The sequence below is a fragment of the Endozoicomonas sp. GU-1 genome (assembly GCF_027366395.1).
Lineage (GTDB): Bacteria > Pseudomonadota > Gammaproteobacteria > Pseudomonadales > Endozoicomonadaceae > Endozoicomonas.
Map to the genome: position 1 here is coordinate 3,120,938 of NZ_CP114771.1, position 13,162 is coordinate 3,134,099.

At 50.5% G+C, this 13,162-nt stretch carries 11 protein-coding genes and 1 pseudogene; 9 read left to right on the top strand and 3 right to left on the bottom strand.

The window, feature by feature from the left end; genetic code table 11:
• Positions 1-153 precede the first annotated feature (153 nt).
• The 4 genes from glpA to O3276_RS12800 all read left to right on the top strand — a co-directional run bounded on the left by glpA (position 154) and on the right by O3276_RS12800 (position 4,532).
• Positions 154-1,851, top strand: a complete 1,698-nt coding sequence (glpA, locus tag O3276_RS12785; RefSeq protein ID WP_269671697.1) for an anaerobic glycerol-3-phosphate dehydrogenase subunit A — start codon at positions 154-156, stop codon at positions 1,849-1,851.
• Positions 1,848-3,158, top strand: a complete 1,311-nt coding sequence (glpB, locus tag O3276_RS12790) for a glycerol-3-phosphate dehydrogenase subunit GlpB (protein WP_269671698.1) — start codon at positions 1,848-1,850, stop codon at positions 3,156-3,158. Before glpA ends, glpB begins: the two co-directional genes overlap by 4 nt.
• Positions 3,152-4,348 carry an anaerobic glycerol-3-phosphate dehydrogenase subunit GlpC gene (glpC, locus tag O3276_RS12795; RefSeq protein ID WP_269671699.1) on the top strand — a complete coding sequence of 399 codons (1,197 nt, stop codon included), beginning with the start codon at positions 3,152-3,154 and terminating at the stop codon, positions 4,346-4,348. The genes glpB and glpC overlap by 7 nt, the downstream gene beginning before the upstream one ends.
• An 82-nt stretch (positions 4,349-4,430) precedes the next feature.
• Complete coding sequence (locus O3276_RS12800; RefSeq protein ID WP_269675980.1) at positions 4,431-4,532, top strand: hypothetical protein; 102 nt, start codon at positions 4,431-4,433, stop codon at positions 4,530-4,532.
• A gap of 51 nt (positions 4,533-4,583) precedes the next feature.
• On the opposite strand, the pseudogene O3276_RS12805 reads toward O3276_RS12800, so the two are convergent.
• Positions 4,584-5,554 (bottom strand): annotated as a pseudogene (locus O3276_RS12805) (RNA-guided endonuclease InsQ/TnpB family protein).
• Between the two features lie 120 nt (positions 5,555-5,674).
• On the opposite strand from O3276_RS12805, the gene O3276_RS25765 reads away from it, so the two are divergent.
• A complete protein-coding gene (locus O3276_RS25765) occupies positions 5,675-5,950 on the top strand; it encodes a DeoR family transcriptional regulator (protein ID WP_442876521.1) in 276 nt (91 codons plus the stop codon).
• On the opposite strand, the gene O3276_RS12815 is transcribed toward O3276_RS25765, so the two are convergent.
• Positions 5,916-6,581: a TetR/AcrR family transcriptional regulator gene (locus tag O3276_RS12815; protein ID WP_269671700.1), complete on the bottom strand. Its 666-nt coding sequence runs from the start codon at positions 6,579-6,581 to the stop codon at positions 5,916-5,918. The two genes, O3276_RS25765 and O3276_RS12815, sit on opposite strands and share 35 nt — an antisense overlap.
• Positions 6,582-6,750: 169 nt before the next feature.
• On the opposite strand from O3276_RS12815, the gene O3276_RS12820 reads away from it, so the two are divergent.
• The 3 genes from O3276_RS12820 (at position 6,751) to O3276_RS12830 (ending at position 9,760) form a co-directional block, all read left to right on the top strand.
• Positions 6,751-8,127 carry a hypothetical protein gene (locus O3276_RS12820; RefSeq protein ID WP_269671701.1) on the top strand — a complete coding sequence of 459 codons (1,377 nt, stop codon included), beginning with the start codon at positions 6,751-6,753 and terminating at the stop codon, positions 8,125-8,127.
• Positions 8,128-8,345: 218 nt separating this feature from the next.
• Complete coding sequence (locus O3276_RS12825; RefSeq protein ID WP_269671702.1) at positions 8,346-8,603, top strand: hypothetical protein; 258 nt, start codon at positions 8,346-8,348, stop codon at positions 8,601-8,603.
• Between the two features lie 17 nt (positions 8,604-8,620).
• Positions 8,621-9,760, top strand: a complete 1,140-nt coding sequence (locus tag O3276_RS12830; RefSeq protein WP_269671703.1) for a hypothetical protein — start codon at positions 8,621-8,623, stop codon at positions 9,758-9,760.
• 10 nt (positions 9,761-9,770) lie between these two features.
• On the opposite strand, the gene O3276_RS12835 is transcribed toward O3276_RS12830, so the two are convergent.
• Positions 9,771-12,032 (bottom strand): zinc/cadmium/mercury/lead-transporting ATPase, encoded by a 2,262-nt coding sequence (locus tag O3276_RS12835; RefSeq protein ID WP_332328102.1) that lies wholly within the window; start codon positions 12,030-12,032, stop codon positions 9,771-9,773.
• A gap of 274 nt (positions 12,033-12,306) precedes the next feature.
• On the opposite strand from O3276_RS12835, the gene O3276_RS12840 reads away from it, so the two are divergent.
• The gene (locus O3276_RS12840; protein ID WP_269671705.1) at positions 12,307-12,960 is read left to right on the top strand and encodes a hypothetical protein; all 654 of its coding nucleotides are present in this window, start codon (positions 12,307-12,309) and stop codon (positions 12,958-12,960) included.
• Positions 12,961-13,162 lie beyond the last annotated feature (202 nt).

Sequence of the window (13,162 nt, forward strand, 5' to 3'; positions counted from 1 at the left end):
ATCATTAACCACACCCGGAAAATTCTGATGTTCGCTTTTTGTCGGACCAGATAACCATTCGTGCTTTTTTGTTGATTTGTGTCATTTGCTAAATATTGCCGTTTATTTATAGTGCGCGCCGCGAACATAAACGAACATGTAAGAGCAAATTCAATGAGGCAGATAGAGACCGACGTTGTCATCATCGGCGGGGGCGCGACCGGAGCGGGGGTTCTTCGCGATTGTGCGCAACGGGGAATGCGTGCAATTCTGGTCGAAAAGGATGATATCGCTAACGGTACTACCGGGCGTAACCACGGTCTGCTCCATTCCGGTGCCCGCTACGCAGTGACCGACCCTCACTCTGCCATTGAATGCATCCGTGAAAACCAGATTCTGAGAAAAGTGGCCAGCCACTGTATCGAAGAGACCGGTGGCCTGTTCATCACCCTGCCTGAGGACGAACTCTCCTTTCAGGACACATTCATTACCGCCTGCACATCTGCGGGTATACAGGCCGAGGCATTAACACCGGCAGATGCCCTGCGCATTGAGCCAAATGTGAATCCGAAACTGCTGGGCGCAGTGCGTGTTCCAGACGGTACCGTAGACCCTTTTCGGTTAACCGCTGCCAATATTCTTGATGCAGAAGAATACGGTGGTCGTCTGCTCAGCTATACCAAAGTCGTTGGCCTGATCATCAACAATGGCCGGGTACGAGGGGTTCACTGCATCAATGTGAAAACCGGTGAAAAAGTCGATATTTATGCCCAGCAGGTGGTGAATGCTGCCGGTATCTGGGGCCAGCAGATTATTGAATACGCAGACCTGGCCATTCGCATGTTCCCGGCTAAAGGGTCGTTATTGATTGTTGATTACCGCATTAATGGCATGGTGATTAACCGTTGTCGTAAACCCTCCGATGCCGACATTCTGGTTCCCGGGGACACCATCTCTCTGATTGGTACCACCTCTGAAAAAATCCCCTACGGTGACATCGAGAACATCCGGGTGACCCCCGACGAGGTTGACGTTCTGTTGGCTGAGGGCGAGAAACTCTGTCCGATCATGGCCAGGACCCGTGTACTTCGTGCCTATTGCGGTGTTCGCCCGCTGATCTCTCTGGGGGATGATCCATCAGGTCGAAATATCAGCCGGGGAATTGTCTTGCTTGACCACGGTGAAACCGATGCCCTGCCGGGTCTTATTACCATTACCGGCGGAAAGCTGATGACCTACCGGCTGATGGCGGAAATGGCCACGGATGCGGTGGCCAAAAACCTGGGTAACAGCAAACCCTGTGTCACAGCTATACGACCACTGCCCGGAGCTAATGGCAAACACAGCGATATTTACGCTCCCCAGGTTTCTATCCCGGTATCAGGCTCAGCAAAGTACCGCCATGGAGAAAGAGCGGCAAAGTTCCTTGCCAACGACAAAAAGCAGAATGCGGTTATCTGTGAGTGCGAAATGGTCACTCGCGGTGAAATCGAATACGCCGTCCATAACCTTAATGCCAGAGATCTGGTTGACCTTCGTCGTCGGACCCGCATTGGCATGGGGCCTTGCCAGGGAAAAATGTGTGCCTGTCGAGCGGCCGGTATTGTCAGCGAAATAACCCACGACGATAACGGCGAACAAGCGCTGAGCAGCGTGGGTGAGTTTATGCAGGAACGCTGGAAGGGCGTCAGGCCGGTGCTGTGGGGTGATGCGATGCGCGAAGCCGATTTGAGCTACTGGCTGTACAACAATCTTCTGGGCTACAGCCAGCTGGAACCCAATGACCCGGCACCGGTAAATTCCCACAGTGTCAACCCTGGCCAAGCTGCTGCGCTCTGCGGGGAAGAGTCAAAGGAAGAGGTAGCCCGATGAACTACGACGTTATTGTGATTGGCGGAGGCCTTGCGGGTTTAACCGGCGCAATCCGCTGCGCAGACGCAGGCTTGAAAACCGTTGTGATCAGTGCTGGAGAGAGTGCCCTGGCCTTTGCTTCCGGTGCCATCGACGTGTTCGGAATTGGACAAGATAATTCTTTCGTGGAATATCCATTCGCAGCCATCCGTCAACTGCCTTCCATCCATCCCTACCAGAAAGTGGGAGCAGCATCTTTACAGCAGGGATTGACATTTTTTACCGAACAAATGGCAGCAGCTGGCATCCAATTGAGCAATTCTGGCCAGCAGAATCATGGTCGTCTGACGGCACTGGGAGCCATTCGCCCAGCCTGGTTGAGCCAGGAAGGTGCTGGCAGCCTGCCGTTGCTGGCTCCTGCAGAAGGCATACGTCGTGTTGCCATCATCAATATTGCCGGCTTTCGTGACTTTCAGCCGGCACTGATGGCCGCAGGTATGAAGCAATATCCCGGATTCTCTGAGGCAGAGTTCATCCTGGCGGATATCAAAACGGCAACCCTGAACATTAATACCAGAAATGCCTATGAGCTGCGCTCTCTGGAGTTAGCCCGAACCCTTAAGCGTGACCTGTTCAGCCAGCCTAATGGTATAAACATATTGTCGTCTGCTTTACAGAAGGCAGCCGGTAATGCTGATCTGGTGGTTATACCCTCCGTCCTCGCTGTAGAAGGTGGTAATGACCTGATCCGTCAACTTGAAACACTGACCGGCCTGCGTATTTGTGAAGTCGCGACCTTGCCGCCATCACTCCCCGGAATGCGTATGGCCTCTGCCCTGAAACAGCGATTCCGGCAGTTGGGCGGTATGTTCCTGAAAGGTGACCAGGTGCTTTGTGGCTGCTTTGCAGAAAACCGACTGTGCTCGGTAAAGACCAGACTGAACCCCGATATGCCCATATCCGCCAGCCACTTTATTCTGGCCACCGGCAGCTTTTTCAGCCAGGGGCTGGCCAGTGACCGCCATCATCTGTCCGAGCCGGTCTTTGGCCTTGATGTTGATGCCCCGGACAGTAGAGATCAGTGGTCAGATCATCGTTTTATGGATGGAAAGCCGCATAATTTCAGCCATTTCGGTATTCACACCAGTGCACAGTTAAACCCGTACCGAAACGGTCAGAAAATCCATAATCTTTACTGCGCAGGTGCGGTGCTCAATGGTTTCAACCCGGTTCAGGAAGCCAGTTCGGGTGGGGTAGCCATCAGTACCGGCTGGTTTGCTGCCAACAGGATTATTGCCACGATACCTCAGGCGGAAGAAACATGCTGAACACCATGGATACCAGCTTTGACAGCTGCATTAAATGCACCGTCTGCACCACCCGCTGCCCGGTCGCTGAAGTCAACCCGGACTACCCGGGTCCCAAACAGGCCGGCCCCGACGGGGAACGTTTACGCATCAAGAACCCGGCGCTGTATGATGAAGCATTGCAACACTGCACCAACTGCAAACGCTGTGAAGTTGCCTGCCCGTCGGGTGTTCATGTAGGTACGGTTATTCAACTGGCCAAAGCCCGACATGGCGGTTTCAAAAAAGGCCCCAGGGAATTTATTCTCAGCCACACCGATATGATGGGGTCACTTTCTACCCCTGCGGCACCTGTCGTCAACATCGCCACGCAGCTGAAACCCGTTAAAAAGCTGCTGGATAAAGTGTTGGGCATTGATCAACGACAGACACTGCCAAAATATACCCATCAAACATTTCGTCGCTGGTTTCAACAGCAGAAGGCGCAGCAGAACCGCTTCAATCGTAAAATCAGTTTCTTCCACGGTTGTTTCACTAACTACAATGACCCCACCGTGGGCAAACATCTGGTAGCAGTCCTGAATGCCATGAATATCGGTGTCACGCTGTTAAAGAAAGAAAAATGCTGTGGTGTCCCGCTGATAGCCAATGGCTTCTTCGATAAGGCCCGTAAAAATGCCGAACTGAATATGGGGCAGTTTGCCGACTCATTAGCGGACAGTGAATGTGTACTGGCAACAGAACCCAGCTGTGCCATGACACTTCGGGACGAATACCCGGAAGTGCTTCATGTGGATAACCACGCCCTCAGAGAACGTATTCTGTTTGCCTCTGCGTTTATTACCAGGGAATTTGCCAAAGGCAATACGCCGGATATGAAGCCCGTTAACCTGAGGGTTGCCTATCACAGCCCCTGTCACCTGATCAAACAGGGTGGCGTGATTCACACCATGGAATTGTTAAACAGTATTCCCGGGCTGGCGGTGATCATGCTGGACCAGAAGTGCTGCGGAATGTCGGGTACCTACGGTTTTAAAAAAGAGAACTATCAAACCTCTCAGAACATTGGCCAGGGTGTCTTTGATCAGATCGAAGCGCTTAATGTGGATTATGTGGTCACCGACTGCGAGTCCTGTAAGATGCAGATAGAAATGAACACCGCTCATAAAGTGATGCACCCGTTGACCCTCATGGCACAGTCATTAGCCTGAGAATTCAATACTTATGGACGTTCAGAAAACGACAAAGCTTGTGCATAAACAGCAACAGATCCCACAGAGCCGACGCCATGAAATGATCATCACCCTGCTCAGGCAGGAAGGCTTTGTGACTACTGAAGCTCTGGTGCAACATTTTAACCTGACACTCCCCGCCCTATCGGGCGAGGGTTCTTAGATCGCTCCAAGAACCTTCCTGCTTCAACACGCCTTCCCTAGATAGCGGTTTTTAAGCCGCTATCCCCGTTCCAGTCGCTCCACAGGCTAACCCCGCCAGTCCGGCGGTTCTTATATTCTTTGCTGCGTTTATGTCCCTGTCGTGATGGGTATTGCACTCAGGGCAATCCCATTCACGAATAGACAACGGCAGACTTTCATAGACAAACCCACAGCAGGAGCACCGCTTGGAACTGGGAAAGAAACGGTCTATCTCAACCACAGTACGATCAGCCCATTCAGACTTGTACTTCAGTTGTCGGACAAACTCTCCCCAGTTGGCATCTGCGATATGTTTTGCCAGCTTTGGATTTTTGATCATGCCCTTCACATCCAACGATTCAACGCACACAACTTGGTTTTCGTTAATGAGTGTACGGGATGCCTTGTGGGTAGCATCCATCCGGCAGTCGGCTATTTTGGCATGGACACGGGCAACCTTGAGCCTTGCTTTGGCTCGATTGTTACTGCCTTTCTGCTTTTTAGCCAGTTGACGCTGAAGGTAGGCGAGCCTTTGCTCATAGCGTCGGGTGTGACGGGGATTGCCGGATTTTTTACCGTCCGATGTGATGAACAGATCGGTTAAACCTAAATCAATACCTACTGTCTTGTTGCTGATAGACATTGGTTTAGCTTCAAACTCGCAAAGCATGGAAACAAAGTACCGGCCCGCCCGATCTTTGCTGATGGTGATGCTGGAAGGCTCAGAACAAAGTTCTCGGCTCCAGCGGATATTCAGCGGTTCTTTGCTTTTGGCGATAAACAGTTGGCCTTTTTTCATGCTGAAAGCGGCCTTTGTCAGCCGTATACTTTGCCTCGAATGTCTCTTTTTGAATTTGGGGTATTTCGCCCTACCAGCCCAAAAGTGCGAAAACGGAGGGTGTTGTTATAAACAAAACGGCCACAACCAAACGACTGAGCAAGGAGTGCTTCCTGTTCAGGTGTTGGGTAGAATCTTTCTTTAAAGGCACGTTTTGTTTTCATGTCGCAAATATTACAGAAATACCAAACACCTGTAAATACATAAGACTTCCGGTTCTGCAAGCCCTCTACGGGCTTGTTGCTTATATCACCGCCCGCATTGGGCGATGCTTTACGCAGGTTTTGGTAACGCCCCAGACCATTCGCCGGGATCTTAATGAGCTTGACCATCAGGGCAAGATTTCCCGCCATCATGGCGGGGCCGGTCTGCCCAACAGCAGTATTGAAAACACCCGGTACGGTCAACGGAAACATCACCTGAGTGCGGAAAAAGATCGAATTGCCATGATTCGGCTGGGCCATGTTGCCGACATTGATACACTATTCACTGACGCACAACCTCCGATCCCCCTGATGGAGCAGCTCAAGCTTGGACAGACAACGGTGGTTGTCTGTTAATAAGTTGCCTTGGGATATACTCCCCCAAATAAGCCAGCGCAGCATTGACCCCCTCACGGGCCATAACATCGGTAATATTGCCATGCTCCTGATGGGATATTGAATAAACCTTGTCCGCTATTTGCAGCGCAATGGCAAAAATATTGAACCCGGCTGGCAGGGGTGGCAGCTGGTAATGCGCTTCGTAACATTTCCGGATTCGACCACCCAGCACATCGTCATGCTGGTAGTCAGCATGCAGCAGGGAGCCGGGCGTGTACTGCCCAAGAATCAGGTCCCGAACGTATTTGTGCTGTCGGTAGTAGCTCACATACCTGACCTGGAGTTGTCGCATGATATCTGTCCAGTGATGAATTGCACTCTCATCAAGGGGCTGATCCAGAATCGCTTCAAAATCGCTAAAAATGTCTTCCAGTAATGCTTCCAGTATTGCGTCTACCTTGGGGAAAAAGTGATAGACAGAGGAGGGAGGCATTCCGGCTTTTTCTGCTACCTGGTACAGTGAAAGTTCATTAATGGCGAGCTCTTCCAACAGTTCCCTGGCAACCGTAAGAATGGTACTTCTCCGCTCAAGACTTCTGGCCTGAGTCTTGCGGGATACTTTGCGCTGTTTGCTTACGACGTCTGTCATAGGAGTTCATGCATGAGGAGCTGGTATCGAAGTATTGTCATCCTCTTGCACCAAAGTCGCAAGAATATGCATCTCCTGAATTAGGGAACTTACTTCTGACCCGTCTGTCGAAAGCCCATCTCTTTTTAATCATGCTAACAACTGTGGTGTTCCTTAATCAGGAGTTTTCATGGCTAATCCCTTTCCATCACTACCACACGCCCTGCCCCCTGCTGTCGGCAGCTCTTCCGAAGCACTGCTTTCGGCAGATCAGAATACCTCCTGCCCTCCAACGGCTAAAGCGTCAACCTTCGATTCCCGGAGCACCGCTATTGCCTTGCCTGAGCGCTATCAACTCCAGATACTGGGGTATTCTGAGCAGGATATTTCAGGCGTAGTAAAGGAGCTGCATGACCGGGCGATCACACCGCGGATGGATCAAATTCTTGAGATGCTTGCCAAAAAACGTGTGGACATCACCACCACATTTGCTGCCATTACTCAGGCGATCAGCGACACTCCCGGCATCAAGGCTAAAGTCTCTATGGCCAGAGAGGTCATGGAGTTCGCCAATTCAATAGAAGAGGGAGCATTGAGCGAAATTCAAAAACACTACACATCGGCGTGGCCAGACAAGCAAAAAGTGGCCGAAATAGTCAGCCATTGGCCAGAGTCCCTGAAGGAGTCGGCAACCTATATCCGCTATTACTGGCCGGTTTTGACGGTTGGCATGAATACCAGAGAGTTGTTGTTTAATTTCAATGCTGCTAACAGCGACATTGTTTGCTCGTATCATGTTGATGACCCGGATGTTAATTGTCGCATTCGCGATGATATTCCTTTTAGTATTGAAGTTACTGATCTAAAAGATATGAAGAAATTTTCTCAAGAGGAATTTCAGGAGTTCTTTGGCGAGTATGCACAGCAAATCCAGGATCTGGTTAAAAATTATCCTGCCAATGCCAAGTCAATCAAGAATGGCATGTATCTGGATTTTCTGGTCTTCTTCCGTCTGGTCAGCGATATCTGGCTTGACGCATTATCTGCTGGTAATACCAGGGCCATGGACAGGGTCAGTCATTTGATGGTGTCGTCTACCCATTGGCTACACAGCACAACTGATTACCATTACCTGGAACGCTACCGTGACTCACTGCACAACCAATTAATGAACGCTCACTCACTGAACCATGAAGATTTGTCAGCTTTAGCATTTCAGCTGCTGACGCGTCCCCGGATATGGCAGGAAAACTATAAAGACATTTTCCGGCAGTTGCTCAGCCATATTTTTTCGAGCCAGGAAAGCAAGCTGATGAAGCACTTTGACAATTGGGGAGCAGATCCTGATTCGCGACTGAACGTCAGTCGTTGGGCAGAGTCAGAATTGATTCCGAATACCGCCAGGACCCTGCACTTTCTGAAAGATATTGCGCAGTATATCGATGAGCGTAAGGATAGGTCTTCAACATGGATGACCTCTTCTTTGGAGAGCATCAAGAATGGCAATTACTTTCGAGAAGGGTACCGGGCAGCTGCAGCCACCCATCCTGGCAAAGGATCTGAGTAATTCATTTCCCCTGGAGGAAACACGGGAGGTGCTCGCTGATTTTTTCAGAGGCAAGGCCTCACAGAAACCCTGAGAAGCATGAGAGTTTAGCCGAAGTGATACATCTATGGAGAGATTTGCTATGCATTCCTTCGGGGAGCAGAGGAAATGAGTCCAAAAGCCCATTATTCATTTGATCAAGTAGACAACTGTTGTTTTTACGCTTATCAGGAGTTTTCATGGCTAATCCTTTCCCATCAATACCATCCGACTCTCACCCTGTTGTCGGAGGTGCGCTCGATCCTGTACTGCTTTCGGCAGATCAGGTGGCTTGCTGCCTGCCATCGGCAACCTTCGATTCCAGAAGCACAGCTATTGACTTACCGGAGCCCGAGGACCTGCAGATGCGGGAGTTTTCCGAGCTGGATATTTCAGACACAGAACGGGATCTTTCAGACGCAGAAAGGAGCTTCATGAACGGGCAATCACACATCTGAAGGACCATATTCTCCAAGTGATCTCCGACACTCCCAGCTTCAAGGCGAAAGCCTCCATGGCCAGAGAGGTCGTGACGCTCGCCCAGTCAATACATGAATGTGTGAAAAGTGAAATAAACCTGCATCTCTCCTCGGTCTGGCCAGACCTGCAAGCAGTGTCCCGGATTGTCAGCCAGTGGCCAGAGTCCCTGAAGGAGTCGGCTGCCTATGTCCGCTATGGCTGGCCGGTTTTGACGGTTGGCATGTATTCCAGACAGTTCTTGTGTGACTTCAAGTCTGTTACTAATTTCTGTCGTTTATATCGTTCTGATTACCCCCGTGCCCATCCGCGCATTCACCCTGATTTTCCCAGTATTTTTGAACATTTTGATCCAAAGGACTATGAGGATCTTTCTCAAGAGGAATTTCAACACTATTTCGGTGAGTTTCCCCGGGAGATTCAGAACCTGATCAAAAATCCGCCTCCCGATTTTCTGCTACTCAAGCCAGGCGTATATCTGGATTATCCGGTCTTCTTCCGTCTGGCCAGGGATATATGGCTTGACGCATTACCGACTGGTAATACCGGAATCATGGACAGGGTCAGTCACTTGATGGTGTCGTTTGCCAGGCAGCAACACAGCCTCTTCGCGTATCGCCTGGATCCCTACTGGGATTCCCTGGACGACCGGCTAAGGAACATTCATTCACTGAACTATGATGATCTGTCAGTTATAGCGTTTGAGCTGGCAACGCATCCCCGGAAATGGCAGGAAAAATATCAAGTTATTTTCCGTCAGTTACTCAGCCATGGTTTTTCGAGTGAGGAAAGCCAACTGATGAACCGCTTTGACCAGTGGGGGGCGGATACCGATTCGCAACTGAAATTCAGTCACTGGGCAGAGTCAGCGTTGATTCCGCGTATCGTCATGACCCTGCACTTTCTGAGAGATATTGTGCAGTATATCGATGAGCATAAGAGTCAACATGTCAGCAACAAACCTCGTTTATCGATGGATATCGAAAGAGGAGATTACTTCGATAAAGATACCGGGCAGCTGCTGTCACCCATCATTGCAGCGGATTTGAGGAATACATCTCCCCTGGTGGAAACACGAGAGGTGCTCGCTGATTTTTTCCGTGGTAAAGCATCACAGGCTGGATCAGAAAAGCGCTAACCCGGATATTTCATAAACGTGCTCCCTTTTTATTTCGCAATAGCCTGAGGGCATTGGCAGTGACCAGGGCTGTGGCACCGGTGTCGGCAAGGACAGCAACCCAGAGTCCGGTTATGCCCAGCAGGGTGGTGACCAGGAAGAAGGCTTTACTGCCCACGGCCAGAAAAATGTTCTGGCGGATAATGGACATGGTGGCGCGGGAAAGGCCAATAAGGTCCGCAAGTTCTGCCACACGGTTATGGGTCAGCGCACAGTCTGCGGTTTCAAGAGCGACGTCGGCACCCGATCCCATGGCAATGCCGATATCTGCCGTCTTCAGTGCGGGGGCATCGTTGATGCCGTCACCGATCATGGCAACCCGGCCTTGTTTGCGCAGCGACTCTATTTCAGCAGATTTATCTCCGGGCAGGAGATCCGCACGATACTCCATTCCTAATTGGCTGGCGACGGCTTTCGCAGCCCGTGGGTTGTCACCAGTGAGCATGATACTGTTGATACCCATGGCCTTAAGGGCTGCGATGGCATTCGGAGCCTCGGCTTTTGGTTCATCCCGCAGGGCAATAAAGCCCACCAAATGCCCTTCAACCGTCACTACCGCAATGGTATTACCCTGCTCTTCAAGCTGTTGGAGCTTCTGTTGAGCGCCTGTAATCAGATCAATACTGTCCTGTAAGTGTCGTGGTGAGCCAACGACCACCGCTTTGCCTTCCACCTGACCCTGCACACCCAGTCCGGCTTTGGCCACAATGTCCGTGGCCGCAGGGAGACTGATATTCATCTCATCAGCTTTGACGACGATGGCTTTAGCCAGTGGATGTGTTGAACTTGACTCGACGGCTGCAGCCAGTCGCAGGATTTCCTGCTCTGGGTTGGGCTCTGGATTGAATGCTGAGTGGTCAAACGATGCTATGTGAGTAACGGCAGGCTTTCCTTCCGTCAGTGTGCCGGTTTTATCAAAGGCGACCGTTGTGACCGAACCCAATAGCTCAAGGGCTGCACCACCCTTGACCAGTGCACCGTTGCGAGACGCCCTGGCCAGGGCCGAGGTAACCGCAGCAGGCGTTGAAATCACCAGTGCACATGGGCAGGCGATCAGTAACAGTGCCAGTGCCTTGTAGATCCATTCTACCCAGGACCCGGCAAATACCAGCGGCGGAACAACCGCCACCAGTGCCGCCAGAAACATCATTAATGGTGTGTACCAGCGGCTAAATGCATCAATAAAACGTTCAACTGGCGCTTTTCGCTCTTCTGCTTCTTCGATCAGACGGATGATACGGTCAACCGCACTCTCTCCGGGCTTTGAAATCACCCTGAGTCGGGCAACCCGATCCACCGATAACGAACCAGCCATCACACTCTCACCGGGGTTATGTTCAACAGGGACGGATTCGCCGGTCAGTGCGCTTTCATCAAAGCTGACGTCAGGCGTTAAGAGTTCACCATCAACGGGCAGACGGCTGCCCGGTAATATTTCGATGATGTCTCCGGGTGTCAGCGTATGGGCAGAAACCTCTGTTTTATGCCCATCGGGGTCAATACGGTAAGCCGTTTCTGGTGTCAGCGCCATCAGCTTCTGGACACCCTGTCGAGCCCGCCCTGCCGCAAACGCTTCCAGATGCTCACCGATCATAAATAGCAGAAGCACCATGGCGGCTTCAACGGTTTCACCCAGAAACAGGGCACCAATGGCCGCGATGCTCATCAGGGTTTCGATGGAAAAGGGAGAGCCACTTTTGGCTAATTGCCATGCTTTGGTCGCAACAGGGTAGAGCCCCCAGAGTGTCGCCAGGTAAAAAAACACGTTGCCAGCAACGGGAAAGGTACCCTGAATCAATACCGCGACCAGCATAAACGTAGCCAGTGACATAATGCGCCAGTATTTTTTCAGGACACTGCCAGCTGCCGTTTCTGAAGCGGCGTCGTCCTTAACTGAAAAGCCCAGTTCTTTGAGAGTCTTAAGGATGTCGTCATTGATGCCAGCTCGATTTTCAACCTCTACCAGCAGGCGCTCCGTTGCAAAGGTGACCCGAGCCTGAGTCACACCGTTCAGCCCCTTTACGGCATTCTCAATTTTGGCGGCACAGCCTGGGCAGTCCATGCCAGTGATGATCCAGCTTAGCTGCATACTACCGGAAACCGAAGAAGTCTGACTTTCTATTGTAGAAGCTTCTGATTGAGTGTTATTGCCGCAGCATGAAGATGCAGCACAGCTACTTTTCATTGTGTCACTCTGTGGGCTGTCACTGTGGGTTGCGGAGCAGGATGACATGGCTTTACTCGTAATAATATAAAAATATGTTTATATAAAAATAATTTTATATCTATGATGCGTCAAGCCATGAAAATGAATATTGTTAAGTGCATTGTGCAATTATCAAGCGTCTGTTCGATTAATTCTTTCTTATTATGGACCGGAGCATAAACCCGTGTTTGATTTACGGAGAGTATGCAGTAACTGCTCTGCGGAGAAATCCACTGCTAAGCTGAATACCAGAAATAATGGATTTTTGAATCAGGCTGAATGGTTATCAGGAGAAAGAATAATGAGCGCTATCCCCGCAAGTCCTTCATCATCGCAACCAACTATTCCAAATAATGACATTGTGTCCGATTCCCCGGGTAAAGCCGCTGACAATAAACAGGTGACTACCACTGAGGCCATCAAGCAGATACCTGAAGCCCCGGGGGATAACTCCAAACCAGCAACCTCACTGGCGGAGCGAAAGATAGAGCATAGTGCAGACATTGTCACAGCGGATGATTTTCAGGCCAGAATTGACGAAATGATCCACTTAAAAACGATTGGCAAATTGATAGAGGATTCTGAGGCTTTCAGTTTGCATGGCGTACAAAACGGCGCGTCTAAAAAAAACCCTGCCACTGCTGCCAGCAGCTCGGTAACATCTGCCTTCAACTCATTACACCATGCCAGTGGTGAAAGAATGGAGGCATACGAATTTTATGGCTTACATTCCAGAGATACGACTCCTGCCGAGGGTGCAACTACCCATGGGGCAAGAGTCCACCTTGAAAATGCATTCGACCACATCAAAGAGATGCAAAATCGGGAAAACAAGCTCAGTGAGTTTTCCAAAGTGGATATTGCCTTATCTATGGCTCTACATGAAAACAGACCCATCCTTCGACCTCATATCGAAGCGGTTTTCAGCATCCAGGAAAATAAACTCAAGCAATAGCCCGTAAGTAGTTAACCAAATGAAATCATATTTTCTGACTAAGTGGACAGTCACTCCCGGCAACTGCTCCTGCGTTGCTCTAGCTCCTGCATCCATGCAGTCGTGCGGCGTTACAACTACGGTCACATAGCTACGGCTATGCTCCCTACGTTGTGCCTTGCATAGTAACTGCCCACTTAGCCAGAAAATACGATTCCATTTG

What these genes read in the sequence shown, in the direction of transcription:
- glpC (WP_269671699.1), top strand. Translation starts at nt 3,152, where the DNA reads ATGCTGAACACCATGGATACCAGCTTTGACAGCTGCATTAAATGCACC.
- glpA (WP_269671697.1), top strand. Translation starts at nt 154, where the DNA reads ATGAGGCAGATAGAGACCGACGTTGTCATCATCGGCGGGGGCGCGACC.
- O3276_RS12820 (WP_269671701.1), top strand. Translation starts at nt 6,751, where the DNA reads ATGGCTAATCCCTTTCCATCACTACCACACGCCCTGCCCCCTGCTGTC.
- O3276_RS12815 (WP_269671700.1), bottom strand. Translation starts at nt 6,581, where the DNA reads ATGACAGACGTCGTAAGCAAACAGCGCAAAGTATCCCGCAAGACTCAG.
- O3276_RS12840 (WP_269671705.1), top strand. Translation starts at nt 12,307, where the DNA reads ATGAGCGCTATCCCCGCAAGTCCTTCATCATCGCAACCAACTATTCCA.
- O3276_RS12825 (WP_269671702.1), top strand. Translation starts at nt 8,346, where the DNA reads ATGGCTAATCCTTTCCCATCAATACCATCCGACTCTCACCCTGTTGTC.
- O3276_RS12800 (WP_269675980.1), top strand. Translation starts at nt 4,431, where the DNA reads ATGATCATCACCCTGCTCAGGCAGGAAGGCTTTGTGACTACTGAAGCT.
- O3276_RS12835 (WP_332328102.1), bottom strand. Translation starts at nt 12,032, where the DNA reads ATGTCATCCTGCTCCGCAACCCACAGTGACAGCCCACAGAGTGACACA.
- glpB (WP_269671698.1), top strand. Translation starts at nt 1,848, where the DNA reads ATGAACTACGACGTTATTGTGATTGGCGGAGGCCTTGCGGGTTTAACC.